The sequence below is a fragment of the Propioniciclava soli genome (genome assembly GCF_038502305.1).
Classification (GTDB): Bacteria; Actinomycetota; Actinomycetes; order Propionibacteriales; family Propionibacteriaceae; genus Propioniciclava; species Propioniciclava soli.
Genome location: NZ_CP115965.1, coordinates 2,057,737 through 2,076,365, shown reverse-complemented (window position 1 = coordinate 2,076,365; position 18,629 = coordinate 2,057,737). Strand labels below are relative to the sequence as shown.

General features: G+C 72.9%; 12 protein-coding genes. 5 read left to right on the top strand and 7 right to left on the bottom strand.

Annotated features, from left to right (window positions below; translation table 11 throughout):
- Positions 1-44: 44 nt before the first annotated feature.
- The 5 genes from PCC79_RS09345 to PCC79_RS09325 all read right to left on the bottom strand — a co-directional run bounded on the left by PCC79_RS09345 (position 45) and on the right by PCC79_RS09325 (position 5,347).
- Positions 45-1,268 (bottom strand): S-layer homology domain-containing protein, encoded by a 1,224-nt coding sequence (locus tag PCC79_RS09345; protein ID WP_342371662.1) that lies wholly within the window; start codon positions 1,266-1,268, stop codon positions 45-47.
- Between the two features lie 141 nt (positions 1,269-1,409).
- On the bottom strand, positions 1,410-1,736 hold the full coding sequence (locus PCC79_RS09340; RefSeq protein ID WP_232547789.1) for a hypothetical protein: 327 nt from the start codon (positions 1,734-1,736) through the stop codon (positions 1,410-1,412).
- A 25-nt stretch (positions 1,737-1,761) separates the two neighbouring features.
- Entirely contained in the window at positions 1,762-2,667 is a 906-nt protein-coding gene (locus tag PCC79_RS09335; RefSeq protein WP_232547790.1) for an ATP-grasp domain-containing protein, read from the bottom strand.
- Positions 2,664-3,380: a hypothetical protein gene (locus PCC79_RS09330; RefSeq protein WP_232547791.1), complete on the bottom strand. Its 717-nt coding sequence runs from the start codon at positions 3,378-3,380 to the stop codon at positions 2,664-2,666. Before PCC79_RS09330 ends, PCC79_RS09335 begins: the two co-directional genes overlap by 4 nt.
- Before the next feature lie 5 nt (positions 3,381-3,385).
- Complete coding sequence (locus PCC79_RS09325) at positions 3,386-5,347, bottom strand: M6 family metalloprotease domain-containing protein (protein WP_342371661.1); 1,962 nt, start codon at positions 5,345-5,347, stop codon at positions 3,386-3,388.
- Positions 5,348-5,466: 119 nt separating this feature from the next.
- On the opposite strand from PCC79_RS09325, the gene ligA reads away from it, so the two are divergent.
- Both ligA and PCC79_RS09315 read left to right on the top strand, forming a co-directional pair.
- A complete protein-coding gene (gene ligA, locus PCC79_RS09320; RefSeq protein ID WP_342371660.1) occupies positions 5,467-7,506 on the top strand; it encodes an NAD-dependent DNA ligase LigA in 2,040 nt (679 codons plus the stop codon).
- 28 nt (positions 7,507-7,534) lie between these two features.
- Positions 7,535-7,741, top strand: a complete 207-nt coding sequence (locus PCC79_RS09315) for a hypothetical protein (protein WP_232547794.1) — start codon at positions 7,535-7,537, stop codon at positions 7,739-7,741.
- 121 nt (positions 7,742-7,862) lie between these two features.
- Here PCC79_RS09315 and PCC79_RS09310 read toward each other — a convergent pair whose 3' ends face one another.
- Entirely contained in the window at positions 7,863-8,390 is a 528-nt protein-coding gene (locus PCC79_RS09310; protein ID WP_232547795.1) for a DUF2231 domain-containing protein, read from the bottom strand.
- A gap of 563 nt (positions 8,391-8,953) precedes the next feature.
- On the bottom strand, positions 8,954-9,589 hold the full coding sequence (locus tag PCC79_RS09305) for an ACT domain-containing protein (RefSeq protein ID WP_342371659.1): 636 nt from the start codon (positions 9,587-9,589) through the stop codon (positions 8,954-8,956).
- A gap of 170 nt (positions 9,590-9,759) precedes the next feature.
- Between PCC79_RS09305 and PCC79_RS09300 the strand changes: the two genes are divergently transcribed.
- The 3 genes from PCC79_RS09300 (at position 9,760) to PCC79_RS09290 (ending at position 18,532) form a co-directional block, all read left to right on the top strand.
- Positions 9,760-12,228: a glycoside hydrolase family 2 TIM barrel-domain containing protein gene (locus tag PCC79_RS09300; RefSeq protein ID WP_342371658.1), complete on the top strand. Its 2,469-nt coding sequence runs from the start codon at positions 9,760-9,762 to the stop codon at positions 12,226-12,228.
- Positions 12,229-12,313: 85 nt separating this feature from the next.
- Entirely contained in the window at positions 12,314-17,977 is a 5,664-nt protein-coding gene (locus tag PCC79_RS09295; protein WP_342371657.1) for an S-layer homology domain-containing protein, read from the top strand.
- A gap of 126 nt (positions 17,978-18,103) precedes the next feature.
- Entirely contained in the window at positions 18,104-18,532 is a 429-nt protein-coding gene (locus PCC79_RS09290) for an OsmC family peroxiredoxin (RefSeq protein ID WP_232547799.1), read from the top strand.
- Positions 18,533-18,629: the final 97 nt, after the last annotated feature.

Here is an 18,629-nt window from a genome sequence, read left to right as displayed (position 1 = left end):
CGGTCGCGCGAACACTGGGCGGCCCGCGTCCGTCGTTGGACGGTTCAGCGAGCGTTGACGCGGAAGAGGAAGGCCGCCATGGCGTCGCGCCGGATGGGCTCCAGGGCGCGGAACATGCTGGTGCCGTTGGCCTCGGCCCAGCCCGTGGAGACGCCGGTGGACGCCAGCCACGTCATCTCCGCGTAGAAGTCCTGGCGGGGTGACAGGTCGGTGAACGGGGAGCGCACCGGCACGTCGAACGCCGGACGGCCGGCCCAGCGGTAGAGAAAGACGGCCATGGCGTCCCGCTTGATCGAGGCGTCGGGGCGGAAGGTCCGACGACGGTTCTCGACCCAGCCGGTGGAGATGCCCTCGGCGTACAGCCAGGTGATCTCGCGATAGAAGGGGTGGTTCGGGGCGACGTCGGCGAACGGCGTCGCGGCCGGTGGGGTGAAGGCCGGGCTGCCCGCGGCGCGGTAGAGGAAGGCGGCCATCGCGCCGCGCTCCACCGGTTCCAGGGGGAGGTAGCGCGCGCTGCTGCCGGATCGGTACCCCGTCGAGATGCCGGCCGAGGCCATCCAGGCGATCTCCTTGGCGAACTGCTGCGGTGCGCGGACGTCGATGAAGGCGCTGGTGGCCGGCGGCACGTACGGGTCAGGCCCGCGAACAGTGTTGCCGCAGAAATCCTTGGGGGGTGCCGTGGCGAGCGTGACACTCCATCCGTCACGGCTCGTGGAACTCTCCACGGCGACGCCCAGCTCGCCGTGGTCGACCAGCATCGGCGTGTGGGGGTCGACCGTGGGGAGGACGTAGTCGTGGAAGTGGGAGGCGGCGTGTGTCTGCAGGATCGGCGACCGTTCGAGGCCCGACGGGCAGGCCAGCTTGGCCGAGGACAGGCGCGGGTTGGCGTCCAGGCCACCGAACCACCACGGGCCGGGGCGTTCGGCAGCCGCGCCCGGGTGGGTGCCGTGGGATGTGCCGCACGTCGCCGCGCGATCGACCGCCACGTAGGCCGGCTCCCGGCCCGTCCACGCCCCGACAGCGCCGGTGAAGGCGGTCGCGCGCGGGTCGGTGTCGACCGGCTGGGCCACGACGGGGTCGCCGCCGCCTGCGGGGTGGATCTCAACGGTGACGACGTCGGTGCACCCGTCGGTGCTGCGGGTGGGCACGGTGACCGTGAGCTCGTTCTTGGCTCCCCAGGTGAAGGTGACGGTGTCCGCGGGGGCGCTGGGGTGGGTGGTCGCGGGCGCCGCCGCGGCGGTGGAGGTGGCGAGCGTGAGGCTCGCCACGGTGGCCAGGACGAGGGCGACCGGACGCAGCAGGGGCAGAGCAGGAATCCTTCACCGGCGGGATGATCCTGCTGACGCTAACAGCACCGCCCCGGCCTCAGAAAGGCTTACATTTTCACTTGCTGTGCTCGTGGCGACCGATCAGTGGAGAATTGGTCCGTCCGGTGGCGAGAGCGTGGTCGACGCGCCGGGAGCCGCCGCGGGCAGCGCGGCGATCGCACCGCTCCCCACGACCCGCACGACGCCCACGAAGATCCAGCCCACGAGATCGCCCTCGGGCAGGTCGGACGCGTCGACGTTGACCTCGACCTGCCCGCGCGCACCGCTCAGGAGATCCGTCCAGCCGTCGACGGGCTCGGCCGCGGCGGCGTCGAGGGTGAGGACGTCCCAGCGCGCCACGTCGGGGTGCGGCCGTCGCCCGAGCACGGTGCCGCGGAGGCGGGTGCGGTTCTCGATCGGAGCTGTCATCGATCCTCCCGGGTTGGGCGCCGCATCAGACCAGGGCCGGGACGTCAGCGAGGTGCTGCACGATGGCCTCGCTGATCGGTTGCCCGGTGTGCGCCTCGAAGAAACTGTAACCGGGCATGGGGTTGACCTCGAAGCAGGTCGCGTGACCCTCCGGGGCCAGCTTGAGGTCGATGCCGGCGAGGACGAGGCCCAACGCGGCGGCCAGGCGCACGCAGCGCTCGGCGAGCTCGTCCGACAGCTCGCAGGCCGTCAGCTCGGCGGTCAGGCCGTCCCGTTCGGCGTAGCGGTAGTCGACGGCCGGGCTCTCGATGCGGGTCGCGAAGCAGCGCTCACCCACGACGTGCACGCGGACGTCCACGCCCGGCACGCGCGCTTGGAACTGGGTGGGCAGGTGGCGCACCTGCTCCAGCCGCTCGGCCGCCGCCTCGTCCAGCACCCGGACCACCGACCGCACCCCGCTGACCGACTTGAACACCACCGGGCCGACCTCGGCGACGAACGCCCGCACGGCGTCGGGGTCGGTCGTCACCAGGGTACGGGGCACGGCGAACCCCGCCGCCGCGATCAGCTGGGCCTGGTACGGCTTGCTGCCGTTGGAGTGCATGGCGCGGGGCCGGTTCAACACGGTGATCGGGGCGGCGTCCAGCCACGCGACCATCCGGCCGGCGAGCTCGGCCTCGCGGGCCGCGGTCGCGGCGTCCGGGGACGGTAGGGGGGCCAGCGGGCGGGCATAGCACCCGGTCAGGTCGGTCAGGGCGACGCGCCGGCCCGGCAGGCGCACCTGGCCGTGGGTGCCGTCGTCGGCGAGCTCGAATTCGACGCCGGTGAGCTGCTGTTGGTCGACGACCACGTGGTGGACGCCGGCCCGCTCGGCCGCCGCCACGGCGCGGGCCAGCGCCGGGTCGTCGCCATAGCCGTGGAAGCAGATCATGCCGCCACCCCCCGGGCGGCCAGTCGGAGCAGCAGGCCCGCCGCCGCCGCCACGTGCCCCGGCCCCGTCAGGGCGGGGGTGACGCCGGCGTCCACGACGCGCCCGTGGGCGTCGAGCGTCAGCTCGAAGCAGCGTGACGCGGCCTGCTCAGCGAGGTCGCGCGCGAGGGTCGCCTCGGCGTCCGTGGCCGCGCCCACGACTCGGTCGCCGGCCACGAGCACCCGCCGGCTCGCGGGATCGGTGGACACGGCCGCGCCCCGGGCGGCGGCCAGGGCGCGCCACACCGTGGCATCCCACGCGGCCCCCGCCGGGCTGGTGCCCTCGGGCCGGGTGACCACCCGGTCACCCAGGCCCAGCAGCCAACTGCTGAACAGCGCGGCCAGCTCGGTCGCCGCGTACGCCCGGTCGGCGGCGGTTCCGGCGCCGTGGCTCGGCGTGACTGCGGGGCACCGCGACCGGAACCACACGACGCCGACCTGGTCGTCGGCCAGCGATCGGCGGTGCGGCCAGGGCTCGACGTGGGTGCGCGGGGTGCCGTCGGGGTCGACGGTGTGGTGCCAGCGCCCCCGGGCCAGGGCGTCGGTGGGCACCAGCCACACGGTGTGACGCGTGCCGCACCCGGCGGCCAGGGCCACCGCCTGCGCGGTGGCCCTGGCGCCGGTGTCGTCGGCGTCCGCCACGATGGTCACGAGGGGCCGTCGCGTCGTCGGCATGGCGATCAGCCCGCCGCGCCGTCGAACTCGCGCTTGGCGCCGGCGTCCCCGGCCGCCAGGCGCTGCTCCAGCGACGGATCCGCTGGTGAGCCGGAGCCGATGAGATCGGGCCGCAGGTCCGCGCCGATGAACGGCTCCCAGGGCTCGGGAGCCAGCTCACCGAGCAGCGTGGCGACAGCCTCCTCCAGCGCGGCCACGCGGCCGGCCAGGTCGCCGCCGTCGTCGGCACCGCTCACCGCGAGGGGTCGGCCGATCGGGGGAAGCTCGCGGAACTCCTTGCGGGCCTCCTTGATGTCCTTGACGGCCTCCTTGATCTCCTTGCGGCCGTCCTTGGCGTCCTTGGCGGCCTCCTTGACGTCCTTGTGGAGGTCCTTGGCATCCTTGGCGATCTCCTTGAGATCCTTGCGGCCGTCCTTGGCGTCCTTGGCGACCTCCTTGGCGTCCTTGAGGGCATCTTTGATGTCCTTCGCGCGGCTCTTGCCGTCGGGCAGTACATCCTTGCGGAGTTCCTTCCCGTCCTTCAGGGACTCCTTCACCTCCTTCTGGATCTCCTTGGCGTTCTTGACGAACTCCCGAACCGTCACGTCGACGGTCATGGTGGCGCCGGAGGCGCTGACGTTCGCGAGCGACACCAGCGTGTCCGCCCCGGCGTGGGAGCGGGTGCCGGGGGAGCTGTCCTTGGTCACCGTGGTCGTGCCCGACGAGCCCGGGAAAGGATCGCCGGCGTCGCCACGGTTCGCCCCGGTCTCGAGGTGGCGGGCCCCGTCGGCCTGCAGGACGCCGACCTTGTAGTGGTTCTCGTCACGGTTGGTCGACTTGGCGTCGTCGACGTGCCACAGCACGAGCCCGTCGCCGGGCAGGCTCTGGTCGTACCCGGTGCGCTGCCGATTCTCGACGAGAAAGTACTCCTGCCCGGGGGCGCCGTCGCGCCACAACCGGAACACCCCGCCGCCGGACCCGACGGATGCGATGGTGAGCGTGCCGTTGGTGGTGACGTTGGTGACCGGCGCCCAGCCCTGCTGCGCCTTGCACCACGCGCCCGGGTGGGTCGGGATGTCGCCACCGCCGCCCCAGCTGCCCGAACCCATGAGGCACCACTCGCCGACGCCCTCGGAGGAGCCGTCGGTGTCGTACAGATCGGGAAAACCGAACAGCAGGTGGCCCAGCTCGTGGGCCGAGACGCCGATCTTGGCGTCCTCCCCGATGGTGAGGTAGCCGTAGATGCGGGTGCCGTCGGTGGCGTACTCGGCGGGCAGCGTCGACTTGTGCGACCAAATGTCGCCCATGCTGCCCGTCTCCTCGGCGCCGCGGCCGGCGTGGACGACCACGAAGGCGTCCACGTAGCCGTTGCCGTCGTTGTCGTACGGCGCGAAGTTGAGGTCGGCCGTCGCCGCCGCGGCGGCGTCCTGGGCGAGGATCGGCGAACGGAAGTCGGTGCCGTTGCGGCCGATGCCGGCGCCGCCGTTGGCGTACCAGGCGAGGGTGTGGGGCATGCGGTAGGGCCCGACGACCTGACCGGTCAGCGACACCAGGCCGCCGGTGACCTCGGTGAAGTACTCGGTGACGCTGCCGTGGGGCAGCACGCCGGTCGAGAAGAACAGGTCGTTGAGCTGACCGGTGGAGGCCTGCATGGGCTTGTCGGAGAAGTCGACCAGGACGACGGCGGCCCGCACGCTGCCGCGCAGCGGAGCGCGATCGGCCGCGGCGTTGCGGATGGTGGTCTCGGGGGTGCCGGCCGGGAACGCGTCGGGCGGGATGATGACGCCGTCGTTGAAGCCGACGCGGTGCGGGTCACCCTCGAAGGCGATCGGGACGGCGTCGTCGCGCTGGCGGCGGACGCGGTTGCCGAGCTCGCGCGTCCAGCGCTCCCGCAGCTCGGGGCTGGGGGCGATGGCGCACGTGCCGGCGCGCTGGTCGGGTGTCCAGGGGGTGGTGTCGGTGCGGCGGGGGGTGGGCGGGACGGTCATGGTGGCTCCTTCGGGGGTCCGGGGCGGGTGCTCCGGTGGACGTGACGAAGGAGGCGGTGGGCCCCGCGGTGATACGTGGCCGCGCCGAAACGTCGGGGGCGCACGGTAGGTTGCCCAGCGTGACCGATGCGACCCTCCGGACCCGCCACGCCGACCTCGCCCAGCAGATCGGCGAGGCGCGCTTCCAGTACTACGTGCTGGACCGTCCCACGCTCACCGACGCCGCGTTCGACCAGCTCTTCGCCGAGCTCGGGGCCCTGGAGGAGGCCCACCCCGAGCTGCGGACGCCCGACTCGCCCACCCAGCAGGTGGGCGGGGCGGTGTCGGCCACGTTCGCGCCCGTGGAGCACCTGGCGCCGATGATGAGTCTGGACAACGCCTTCTCGGTCGAGGAGCTCGAGCGCTGGTACGGCCGGCTCGGGGGAGCGACCGAGCTGCTGTGCGAGGTGAAGATCGACGGGCTCGCGCTCGACCTGGTCTACCGCGACCGCCGGCTGGTCACCGCGGCGACGCGTGGTGACGGGCGCTTTGGTGAGGACGTGACGGCCAACGCCCGCACGATCGATGCCATCCCGGCGCGGCTCAGCGACGAGGCGCCCGACCTCGTCGAGGTGCGCGGCGAGGTCTACATGCGGCCCGATGACTTCGAGGCGCTCAATGCCTCGCTGCTCGAGGCTGGGCGGGCGCCGTTCGCCAACCCGCGGAACTCCTCCGCTGGGTCGTTGCGGCAGAAGGACCCGCGCGTCACGGCGTCGCGGCGGCTGCGGTTCTACTGCCACGGCCTGGGTGCGCACTCGGGGCCTGACGTGCCGCGCCAGTCCGACGGCTACGACCTGCTGCGCCGCTACGGGTTGCCCGTGAGCCCCCACAACGAGGTCGTCGCCGGCCTGCCCGAGGCCTTGGGCTACATCGAGACCTACGAGCACCGCCGGCACGACCTCGAGCACGAGATGGACGGCGTGGTGCTCAAGGTCAACGACATCGCCCGCCAGCGGGAGCTGGGGTTCACCTCGCGGGCCCCGCGGTGGGCGATCGCGTTCAAGTACCCCCCGGAGGAGGTCAACACCCGGCTGCTCCGCATCGAAGTGAACACCGGCCGCACCGGACGCGTCACGCCCTACGGGGTGATGGAGCCCGTGGTCGTGGCGGGCTCGACGGTGGAGATGGCGACGCTGCACAACGCCCACGAGGTGGAGCGCAAGGACGTGCGTCCCGGCGACACGGTGATCCTGCGCAAGGCCGGCGACGTGATCCCCGAGATCCTCGGCCCCGTGCTGCCCCTGCGCCCCGAGGGACTGCCCGCGTGGGTCATGCCGACGCACTGCCCAAGCTGCGGCACCGAGCTGCGGGAGGAGAAGGAGGGGGACAAGGACCTCCGCTGCCCCAACACGCGTTCGTGCCCCAGCCAGCTGCGCGAGCGCCTGTTCCACGTGGCCTCGCGCGCCGCGCTCGACATCGAGACCCTCGGCTGGCAGGCGGCGGACGCCCTCCTCGCGGCCGAGCTGGTGGCCGACGAGGGCGACCTGTTCTCGCTGACCTCCGACGACCTGCTGCGGTCGGACTTCTTCCGCACCAAGGGCGGCGCGCTGACCGCCAACGGCACCAAGCTGCTGGAGAACCTCGCGGCGGCCCGGACGCGGCCCTGGCCGAAGTTCCTGGTCGCGCTGTCGATCCGCCACATCGGCAAGGGGGTGGCACCCGACGTGGCGCGCGCCTTCCCGAGCGTGGACGCCCTGCGCGCCGCGTCCGCCGAGGAGCTGTCGGCCGTCGACGGCATCGGGCCGACGCTCGCCGCGTCCATCACCGAGTGGTTTGCCGAGGACTGGCACCGGGCCATCGTCGACAAGTGGCAGGCGGCCGGGTGCGTGATGGCGAGCGAAACCGTGGCGGTGGAGGAAGCAATGGAGCAGACGCTCGCCGGGCTGACGGTGGTGGTCACCGGGGCGGTGCCCGGCTACACCCGCGAGACCGCGCAGGAGGCGATCACCGCCCGCGGCGGGAAGGCCGCGGGGTCGGTGTCGAAGAAGACGTCGGTGTTGGTGGCGGGGGAGACCACCGGGTCGAAGTACGCCAAGGCCGAGACTCTCGGGGTGCCGATCCTGCCCGCCGAGCAGTTCGACGACCTGCTCACCCGCGGCGCGGACGCCGTCGCGTCGTGAGGGTGGGACGACGCGTAGGCTGGGCGCCGTGGAGGGCCTGAATAGCAACCTGAACCTCAACGGCCGCGTCTCCCCGCGGGCGATGCCACGGATCGGCGACTGGGGTCCGGCCGACGTCCCCACGACGCGGCAGAAGAAGCGGCAGCGTTGGTGGGCGATCCTCGTCGCGGTGCTGGTGCTGGCCGCCGTCGTCGCGTTCGGGTACTACGCCTACCTCCAGCTGCGCGGCTTCTGAGCGCTGCGGCGCCGGGGAGAAGCGCGACACGCACACTTCGGCCCCAAACTCCGGCTTGGGAGCCGGAGTTTGGGGCCGAAGTGTGCGTGTCAGCCCGGGGCCGGCGCTGCGGCGCGTCGGCTCAGGCCCCGGGAGCCGTCTGCTCTCGGGCATGCACGAGGTGGCCGCCCAGGAACCCGCCGGCGAGGTAGGCGCCCACGCTGCCGGCGATCAGCAATGTGGGGATGGGGCGTCGTGTTGCCCCGCCGGTGGCAACAGCGGCGAGAGCCAACGTGGTGCCCGCCGCGTTGAGCAGGGCATGGGCCGCGCCGACGCGTCTCGCACCCGCGCCGTACGCCGAGGCGTAGTCGGCGAGCCCTGTCCACGCCGCCGGTACGGCGGACGCGACAGTCAACCCCGCCAGGAGGCGCGCCGACGACGCCTGTGTCTCACCGCCCACGAGTTCCACGACCAGCGCGCTGATCGCGGCGCCGATCGGCAAGTGCACCAGGGCGGGGTGCAGGGGGCTGCCCACGGCGCGTCCGGTGAGTACGTCGAGCAGGGGGCGGGGCAGCTTGGGGGCCACATCTCTCAGGATGGTTGCCGGGGCGTCCAGGCCCTCGGCGTCCTCGACGGCGGCTGCGGCCCGGCCCAACAGGGTGTCATTCATTGCATTCCTCCTCGGGGCAGCCTTGCCCAAGCCGGACCTTGAGACAACCCCCCTTGGGGTGTCCTGTGGGGAGTCAGGTTCCTCCGGGGATCAATCACCCCGACGGCGGTGACATGCACACATGTGGCTCACACTGCGGTTTCGGAACGCTCTACTGCGAGGGTTGGTGAATCGACCGACCCGCGGAGGTGGTCCAGGGCCACGTGGCGCACGCCGGGATCACGTGGCGCAGCGCGGCTCACCTGGAGGGCCGTGCACACCCCGCCACGTGAGCTGCGCTGCGCCAGGTGGAGCGAAGGCGAGCCACGTGATGCCATGGGCGGCCACGTGCCTCCAGGCTGCGTCAGGAGGCACCAGAGTGCGCACGTGACCTGAGCTGTCCTGAGGCGCCGAGGACCCTCGGCGTCTGGGAAGATGCCCGGTCGGGGTCCGCGTCCCTGGCAGCACACCGGCCGTGGAACCCGGCACGACACGCTCACTCGTGGCTCAAACTCCGGCTCCCAAGCCGGAGTTTGAGCCACAAGTGAGCGTGTCGGCGCCCACCCCCCGGCCACCCCCCCGGGTCAGGGGGTGGGCAGCCGCAGGTCGGAGAGCATCGCGAGGTGACGCAACCGGACCAGCTCGGACTGCCGGAACTCCGGCCCGGGGCGTCCGAGCAGGATGGAGTGCTCACTGCCTCTAAACGGGGTGACCGCCACCGTGTGCTCCCCCCAGTTCGGGATCCACGCGGTGGGCAGGGTGGCGACGTGCGGCGTCCGCAGGTCGCCGAGGTGCGCGTGGTCGAACACCGCCTCGGGCGGGGCCAGCGCAGTGGCCTCCACCACGGCCCCCGAGCGCTCCACCAGCACCGCCCACGTGGCATGGAACACCACGGGGGCCGCGTGCAGCAGGACGTGCTCGGCGCGGTCCGGCTCGGCCACCATGTCCTCCAGGACGTCGGTGTCGGCCGTGAGTCCCCAGTTGTCGGGGTAGGAGGAGACCCACATCACCTCGACATCGGCCAGCCCCACGCATGCGGTGATCAGCGCCTCCGGGCGCGCATCGGGAGGCAGCGTCAGCATGAAGTCGTCGATGACGTGGCCGGCGCCCTTCTCGATGATCTCGACGGCGTTGATGTCGGCGTGCGCCTCGCCGAGCGCGGTGGCGACCGCCCCCAGCGAACCGGGGCGGTCGGGCAGCATCACGCGGAGCAGGAACACCCCGCCAGTGTGGCCGATGAATCCCAACGCCGCCCGCGGCCCGGCGTGCCGGCGAGCACCTGTAGCGCGATTGGAACACGGCGGTGCGTGTCGCCGGACACCTCACGACACCGGCTCTCGCACCTAGAATCGGGTGGTCCGCACCGTCGCCGATCCTCCTTGGAGCAACCATGGCTGACCCCGTCTCCCGCGTCCCGCTCAACGACGGCTGGCGAGTCACGACGCCGGCCGGGCCATTCGCCCGCTTCACCGGCGAGCAACCCGAGGTGCGGGACGTGCGCCTGCCGCACGATGCCATGCGCGACGCCGACCGCACCCCGGACGCCCCCTCCGGCGGGTCATCCGGCTATTACCCGGGTGGGGTGTGGCGGTACCTGCGCAGCCTGGACGTGCCCGGTGACTGGGCCGATCGCTTCATCAACGTCACCTTCGACGGCGCCTACGCGGGGGCCCGCGTCTACCTCGACGACGTCCAGCTGGCCCACCGGCCGAGCGGCTACGCGCGCTTCCACGTCGATCTGACGCCGCACCTGCGCCCGGGCCACACCCAGGAACTCCGCGTCGACGTCCGGACCCATCTCGACAGCCGGTGGTACAGCGGGGCCGGGTTGTTCCGCCAGGTGCACCTGACCGTGGCCGGCGGCGTCCACCTCGCCCCGGACGGGGTCACCGTGACCACCCCCGAGGTGGACGACGACCTGGCCGCGGTGGAGGTCGTCGCGCGCGTGGTGAACGACACCCGCTCCGTCCGCGAGGTGCGGCTGCACACCGAGCTGCGGGGCCCCGACGGTGCGGTTCTGGTCGAAGTCACCGAGCCCGTCACGGTCGCTCCCGGCACCCCCGCCGTCGTGCGCCGGCGCCAGTGGATCCGCGATCCGCACCGCTGGTCCCTCGACGACCCGGCCCTGCACACCGCGATCGTCCGCGTCCTCGACGACGAACTCGAGGAGCAGGCCGCCGTTTCCGACGAACTCGCCGTGCGGTTCGGCGTTCGCACGGTGTCGGTGGACCCCTACCGCGGCTTCCGCCTCAACGGGGAGGCGCTCAAGCTGCGCGGCACCTGCCTGCACCACGACAACGGGCTGCTCGGCGCAGCGTCCCACCCCGCGGCCGAGCGGCGCCGCGTCCGGCTGCTGAAGGAGGCGGGGTTCAACGCGATCCGCAGCGCGCACAACCCGGCGTCCCAGGTGCTGCTGGACGCCTGCGACGAGGTCGGCATGCTGGTCATGAACGAGGCGTTCGACATGTGGGCGGTGGAGAAGACGCCGTTCGACGCCAGCCGCGACTTCGCGACGTGGTGGGAGCGTGATCTGGCATCGATGGTCGAGGGCTCGGTCAACCACCCCAGCGTGGTGATGTACTCGATCGGCAACGAGATCCTCGAGCTCGGACGCCGCGACGGCCGCCTGCTCGGCCGCGCCCTGGCCGAGCGGACGCGCGCGCTCGACCCGACGCGGCCCGTCACCAACGGCATCCAGATGCTGTTCCTCGTCGACGTCGCCGATCTCATCGCCAAGGCGGGCGGGCTGAACGAGTTCATGGGCGGGCTCACCGACCGCACGGGGGAGGACGGCCAGAACTTCGCCGCCGGCCAGAACGCCGCGGCCACGACGCCGGACGCTGACGCGGCCGTCCACGAGGCGGCGGCCGTGCTCGACGTGATGGGCTACAACTACGCCGAGGACCGCTACGCCTACGATGCCGAACACCACCCGCAGCGGGTGAGCGTCGGCTCGGAGACCTTCCCGACCCGGATCGCCCACAACTGGGAGCAGGTGATGGCCCACGACCAGGTGATCGGCGATTTCACCTGGACCGGCTGGGACTACCTGGGCGAGGCCGGCATTGGTGGGCACGCCTACGCCGAGGACGGCGCCGTCGCCCCCTACGGGCTGGGCTACCCGAACCTGCTGGCCGGGTGCGGCGACATCGACATCACGGGGTACCGCAAGACCGTGTCGCACTACCGCGAGATCGCGTTCGGCCTGGCCGACGGCCCGTTCCTGGCGGTGCAGCGCCCGGAGCGCTACCACCACACGCGGCCCCAGCCCAACGCCTGGCAGTGGAGCGACACGGTGGCGAGCTGGTCGTGGCCGGGGTTCGAGGACGCGCCCGTCCGCGTCGAGGTGTACGCGCGGGCCGACGAGGTGGAGCTGCTGCTCGACGGTGAATCGCTCGGCCGCGCGGCCGTGGGGGAGAAGCGGGCCCTGGTGGCGTCCTTCGACACCGTGTGGCGGCCCGGGGAGCTGACGGCGGTGGCTCACACCGACGGCCAGGAGGTGGGGCGCACGACCCTGCGCTCGGCCGGGCCGGTGGCGGAGGTCCGTGCGGACGCCGAACGCGCGGAGCTCCACGGGACCGATGACCTCGGTTACGTCGCCGTCGCGCTCACCGATGCGCAGGGCGAGGTGGTCGTGACCGATCGGCGTCCCGTGTCGGTCGCCGTGGAGGGGCCGGCCGAGCTGGCCGGGTTCGGCACCGGTGCCTGGCGCACCGAGGAACGGTTCGACGCCACGACGTGCACGCCGCACGACGGCCGGGCCCAGGCGATCGTGCGCACCACCGGGCCGGGGACGGTGCGCGTCCGCATCACCGCCGAGGGCCTTCCGGACGCCGTCGCGGAGTTCACCGTGCGCTGACGCCCGCGTATCAGGCCGGCGGCAACCGGACTCCTTGCACCGATGCGTCCCGTGGCAGAGCGGGACCTCGGCAGGGGGTGCTCCCATGGCTCGTCCGCTCCGTTGGTTGGTCACGCTGGTTCTCGCGTGGGCGCTCGTGTTCGGCCTCGGTCCCGCGGCCCGCGCCGAGGTGGGGGACCCGGCCGTCGCCCCGGCCACGCCGACGCCCACCGTCACCGCCACGCCCGAGGCGCCACCCGCCGCGACGCCGGAACGGTCGCCCGACCCCACGCCCGAACCCACTCCCCTCTTGCGGCCGGAGCCGTCCGCCGACCCCCCACCCACCCCCGTCCCGCCGGCGGAACCGGCACCCGACCCGGCACCTGAGGTCGCGCCGGAGCCTGCCCCGGAGAATGCCGCGAACCCGGCTGGCCCGGTGGCAGAATCCCCGGACGCCGGGGCCCCGAACGCGCTTCCCGAGACCGACGCCTGCATCGCGATGCCGCTGGCGGCATGGGCAGCGCCCCTGCCGGTGGCGGCAGTGCGGACCGGACTCCCGGAATGCTTCACGTTCACCACGCGCACCACCGGCCCGCACCAGGTGCGCTACGGCCGGCCGGGTGCAGGCATGCCCACCGAACTGTCCGTCTACGATCCGGCCGGCACGCTCGTGCGTCGGTTCGACTCATGGAACCGCGGCGCGGTCGCCCCGCTCACCGCGGCGGTGACCTACCGGCTCATCGTCGGCGGGGGCGCCGTGGCCCCCGACCCGGCCTACACCGTCGGGGTGTTCGACCTCCTCGGCACCGCCTGTCGCTCCATCTCGACCGCCTGGGACGCCCCGGACGAAACCATCACGTCCACCGCCCGCGGCCAGCTCGACTGCCGCCAGCTCACCGCAGCCGGCCCGGACACCCTGTGGCTGAGCGCCACCGGTCACCCGGTCGACGCGCTGGTCTACGACGCCTTCGGCGCGCAGCAGTGCTACGCCAGCATCACCGGCTTCGCGTGCCGTCTCGCCGCCGCGGGGCGCCATGTCGTCATCCTGCAGCCCGCGTCGGACGACCACGCGACGAGCACCATCAGCGTGCGGTCGCTGTCCGACGATCGCGGCTGCGTCACGGCGCCGCTCGGCTCCTGGCGCTCGCCGCTGCCGGCCGCCACCACGCGCACGCGGCTGGCCGAGTGCCGCCTCGTCACGACCACCTCGACCGGGCCCTACGTCATGCGTCTGCAGCCGGGCGCCCGGCGGCTGCAGACGTATGTCTTCGACACGGCGCGCACCCTCGTGGGTGAGCACGACACCAGCGACCTCGGCCCCGACGCGTACGCGGTGCTCCGTCTCCAGGGCGGGACCACCCACACGGTGGTGACCGTCGGCCCCGTGGATGCAACCCCCCAGACCTACCAGATCGGGCTCCTCGACATCATGGGCACCCCGGGGTGCGAGAGCGGCCTGGGCCGATGGGACGCCCCCGCCCGGCCGTTCGTCGCCGCGACCGGTGCCGAGGTCGACTGCCTGCAGCCCACGGCCGAGCGTGCCGGCCCTCTCCTGGTGTCCCTCGGCGCGCTCGGTTTCGTGGCGCTGGGTTTCGGCCCGGACGGTGGGCAGATCTGCGAGGTGACGACGAACGAGCCCATGACCTGCGGCGCAGCCGACCTCGGGCCGCGTCGGCTCCTGCTCATGCGTGGCACCCCGGCGGCGGGTGAGACCACCGTGTGGATCGGCGACCTGACCGCACCGACCGGATGTGCGCCGCTCGGCACCGCCGCGTGGCGGACCCCCCTGCCCACCTCCGCGGTGCGCACCGGACCGCCGGAGTGCTTCGTGTACACGCCCACGGCAAGCGGAGCGCAGGCGCTGCGGATCCATCGCACCACCGGGGCGGCACGGTTGTCCGTCACCGTGCACGATTCGCGGGGAGCGCGGGTGGCGGCCTTCGCCACGGACGGCGTCGACGAACCCTCGGCGGTGGTCGGGCTCGCAGTCAACGCGCCCCATCTGGTCGTCGTCACCAGCCCCGCCGCAGCGGCCGACACCACCTATCGGGTGGGGGTGGTTCCGGTCATGGAATCAACCGGTTGCCCGGTGCTGGACTCCGATCGGTGGGACACCGCGCCGTGGACCGCCGCCCTCGATCCGGGCGATCTCTGGGACTGTCGAGAACTCACCTCACCGGCCGGGAGCACGCTGTGGTGGTCCCACCTGGACCTGACCGGCAGCCCCGTCTTCACGGTGGTGGACGCTGTGGGTAGCCAGGTCTGCAGGACCCGGACGCGCTTCTCGGTGGGGTCCTTCCGCACGGGGGCGTGCCGGCTCACCGGCGTTGCGCCCTTCCGCGTCCTTGCCCAGTCGGCGAACGAGCAGCAGGCGCGTGGCACGACCTCCTGGGCGTCAATGGCGTCCAGGCAGGCCTGCGCGGACGCGTCCCGCACCATGTCGTTCGCCGAACCCGCGGCCAGCTTCCCCGCCCCGGCGACCGCCGGCGTCCGCTGCCTCACCCTGGGCCTGAGCACGGGCGACACGGCCCTGTTCTCCCTAACGGGGGCCGATGTCGCGGCGCTGGCGGGCTACATCGTGGACGCCGCAGGCGAGGAGCAGTGCAGCACCGCGGCCAACGCGAGTGTGTGTCGCCTCCGGGGGCGGGCACCCTTCCGCGCCGTGGTCACGGCCAGCCGACCCGGCGCGGTCGGGTCGTGGCAGGTGGCGGTGCGCCGCATCAACGCGCCGGTGGGCTGCGAACGCCTGGACTCGCTGGTCACCGGTGCCAGCTGGGCCACCCGCCTGGATGCCGTGGACGCCGCCCGCTGCGTCCGCTTCGTGGCGGGCGCGGGGGACCAGCTGGATGCCACGGCGTCCAACCCGGACGCGCCGGCCACTCTCCCGTACGGCATCTTCCAGGCGGACGGAACCGATGCCTGCAAGCCCCGCACGGACAGGACGGACCCCAACTGCGCGGTGAGGGCCGGCGGCGACCTCACCGCCGTCCTCTGGGCGCGCAGCACCGTGCCGCTGGGGCGCGTGACGTTCGGGCTCGCCTGCTGGAACCCGGTGTGCGGTCCGGCAGCCTTCTCCTTGGCGCGCGTGACGCCAGCCGTGGTCGGCGCGGGAGCCACGACCAGCGTCGAGGTGAGCGGAAGGGTGCTCCTGCCCGGGACGACCGTGTCGCTCGTGCGTGGTGGTACCACCGTGCCGGGCACCGTGACCTCGTGGTCCGCCGACGCGCGCTCGGCCACCGTGCGGTTCGACCTTGCGTCCGCAGCGCTGGGATCCTACGACGTGGTGGCGCACTCTGCGACTGAGGGAACGGCCCGCCTCCTGGCCGGGCTGACGGTCCAGGCGCCCGAACAGCCGATCGTCAACGCCCGGCTCCTGACGCGGGGGGCCTTCCGCTGGGGCCGCTCCACCAGGTTCACGGTTGAGGTGACCAACCACGGCAATGTCGACGCGGGGGGCGTGCTGCTGATGATCACCGGTCTGCCCGCGGCCAGCAACGTCAGCCCGCGGTTCAGTCTGGTCGATCCCAAGCTCCCCGCCACCGGGCGATCGGACTGGTCGCAGGAGCGTGACACGTTCGTGCGTGACGGCGTCCGCGGCATCCCGCTCTACCTCAGCAGTCTGCCCGCCGGGAGCACCCGCTCCTACGAGTTCAACCTGGAGGTGCCGCAGCCGGCCCCGTTCACGCTCAACGTGTCGGCGGGGCGCTGCCTCGTCACCGAGCCTCCCGGTGGCCCCGGGGCCGGCGTTGCCGAATCGGGCCGCTCTGCCGGGAGCGCCCAACCGGACGCCTGGGGCTGGTTCGGGGCCGGTGGGTGCGGTGACGCGCTGCTCGACCTGTTCAAGCAGATCGTGATGGACGCCGTGCCGGGCGGTGCGTGCGCCGGTCTGGCCGCGGACGCTGCCGCCGCGATCGCCCGGAACGTCGCCAACGAGGCGCCGCCGTTCAGCGCCGCCTCGGCGTCGGACCTGTTCTGGTCCGGCCTGGGCTCGGTGGCCTGCGTGTCCTCCGTGATCCCAGGAGGGCAGGGTCTGGCGGCCGTCCTCGGCGCGCTGGGGGAGGCCAACACCGTGTTCACGGCCCTCGAGAAATGCTGGCCCGAGCAGGATTCGGCGACGATGGTGCCGGTCGCCTCGTTCGATCCGAACGAGCTGGTCGGGCCCCGCGGCGGCGGAACGGCGCACGCGCTGACGCCCGGTGGACGCCACCGGTTCGGCATCTACTTCGAGAACCTCGCCACCGCGACGGCCCCCGCCCAGGAGGTGCGGATCACCCACCACATCGACCCGGCCCACTACGACCTGGGCGACGTCCGGTTCTCCGACGTGCAGTTCGGCGCCACCCACTGGACACCCGTCTCACCGAGTGGAGAGCTCGACGAGCGCCTCACGATCCCGGACGCGCTGGTGGTGGACGTGGATGCCACCGTGGACGCGGCGGCCGGCACGATCACCTGGACGCTCATCACCGTCGACCCCCTCACCGGCGAGCTGCCCGACGATCCGCTGCGCGGCTTCCTGCCGCCCAACACCGACGGGACGCGAGGCCAGGGCGTCGTGTGGTTCGACGTGCCGCTCCGCGACGTCGCGAGCGGGACGGCGACCTCAAGCATCTCCGACATCGTGTTCGACCTCAACCCGGCCATCCGCACGAACACGTGGAGCAACCTGATCGACGGGGTCGCGCCGCAGGCGGGGCTCGCGCCGCTGCCGCCGAGCTCCCCGAATCCGACCTTTGCGGTGTCCTGGCAGGCCAGCGACGCCCACGCCGGCGTCCGTCAGGTGGAGCTGTTCGTGGCCGTCGACGGTGGCGCGCCGACGCCGTGGGCCACGGTCACCGACGCGACCGGTTCGCGCCCGTTCACTGGCGCCCCGGGGCACGCCTACGGGTTCTACGCGATCGCCACGGACGCCGCCGGGCTCCGCTCGGCGACGCCCACCGCGCCGCAGGCCACCACCCGGGTGGGGTCCGGAACCACGGCCGTCACCGCGGTGCCGCCGGTGTTCGCCGAACGCTGCGGCACCGGGTCCGACACCGTGACCATCCCGGCGACGCCCGGCGTCGGCTACCTCATCGGTGGCCAAACCGCCGCGGCCGGCGTCCACCCCGCGCGGGGGCAGGTCATCGTGGAGGCGCGGGCCCTGCCCGGGTACGTGCTCACGGGCACGACCCGCTGGGCCGGCAGCTTCGCGGCCGGCAGCGTGTTCGACGACGTGCCCGTGGGCACCGAGCACCTGGAGTCGATCTGCTGGATGTACGTCCGTGGCCTCACCACGGGCTACGGGACGCCGCCGCGGCTGACCTACCAGCCCGTGTCGCCGGTGAACCGCGACGCCATGGCGGCCTTCCTCTACCGGTACGCCGGCAGCCCCGCCTACACCCCGCCCGCGATCTCGCCGTTTGCCGACGTGCCGACGACGGCGCAGTTCTACAAGGAGATCGCGTGGCTCGCCGAACAGGGCATCACGACCGGCTGGGAGACCGGGGGCCGCCGCTACTACCGTCCGCTGACGCCCGTGAACCGGGACGCGATGGCGGCCTTCCTCTACCGGTTTGCCGGCTCCCCGGTGTGGACGCCACCCGCGGCGTCCCCGTTCGCCGACCTGACCCCGAGCACGGCGTTCTATTCCGAGATCACCTGGCTGGCCCACCACGGCATCACCACCGGCTGGGTGGACGGCCCGCGCCGACAGTTCCGCCCGGTGAACCCGGTGAACCGCGACGCCATGGCCGCGTTCCTGCAGCGCTACGACGCCGCCGAGCTGCGGTGAGTGTGCCGCGGGCCAACGCTGCGGCGAGGGCCCGGGCGGGGAGGGGGTTGGCTGGCGCCCGGGCGTGGGCAAGGATGGGAGGCGGTGCGCCGGCGTCCGAAGCCGGCGCGGAACCGAGGAGGATTCATGGCAACCACGAGCACCGCGAAGACGCACTGGGAAGGCAGCCTGACCGAGGGTTCGGGCACGACCGAGCTGGTCACCTCCGGCGTCACCAGCTTCGACGTGTCGTGGGGCAAGCGGGCCGAGTCGGGCGAGGGCACGACCAACCCCGAGGAGCTCATCGCGGCGGCGCTCGCGACGTGCTACTCGATGGCGCTCTCCCACGCGCTCGCCGGCAACGACACCCCGCCGGAGCGCATCGACACCGAGGTCGGCATCGACTTCGTGCCCGGCACCGGCATCACCGGCGCCGCGATCGCGGTCTCCGCGACGGTGCCCGGCCTGTCGGAGGAGGAGTTCCGCCGCTTCGCCGAGGACACGAAGGCCAACTGCCCTGTGAGCGCCGCACTGTCGGCGGTCGACAAGACCCTCACCATCCAGTTCCAGGGCTGAGGCCACCAACCGGCCGAGACACCCGGCCGAGACACCGGCACGGACCCGCCCGTCCCCACCCGTAGGATGGGCGGGTCCGTGACCGTCCGACACCAGG

Bases quoted from the DNA above. Each gene is read 5' to 3' on its own strand.
- PCC79_RS09300 (WP_342371658.1), top strand. From the start codon at position 9,760: ATGGCTGACCCCGTCTCCCGCGTCCCGCTCAACGACGGCTGGCGAGTC.
- PCC79_RS09310 (WP_232547795.1), bottom strand. From the start codon at position 8,390: ATGAATGACACCCTGTTGGGCCGGGCCGCAGCCGCCGTCGAGGACGCC.
- PCC79_RS09340 (WP_232547789.1), bottom strand. From the start codon at position 1,736: ATGACAGCTCCGATCGAGAACCGCACCCGCCTCCGCGGCACCGTGCTC.
- PCC79_RS09330 (WP_232547791.1), bottom strand. From the start codon at position 3,380: ATGCCGACGACGCGACGGCCCCTCGTGACCATCGTGGCGGACGCCGAC.
- PCC79_RS09325 (WP_342371661.1), bottom strand. From the start codon at position 5,347: ATGACCGTCCCGCCCACCCCCCGCCGCACCGACACCACCCCCTGGACA.
- PCC79_RS09290 (WP_232547799.1), top strand. From the start codon at position 18,104: ATGGCAACCACGAGCACCGCGAAGACGCACTGGGAAGGCAGCCTGACC.
- PCC79_RS09295 (WP_342371657.1), top strand. From the start codon at position 12,314: ATGGCTCGTCCGCTCCGTTGGTTGGTCACGCTGGTTCTCGCGTGGGCG.
- PCC79_RS09335 (WP_232547790.1), bottom strand. From the start codon at position 2,667: ATGATCTGCTTCCACGGCTATGGCGACGACCCGGCGCTGGCCCGCGCC.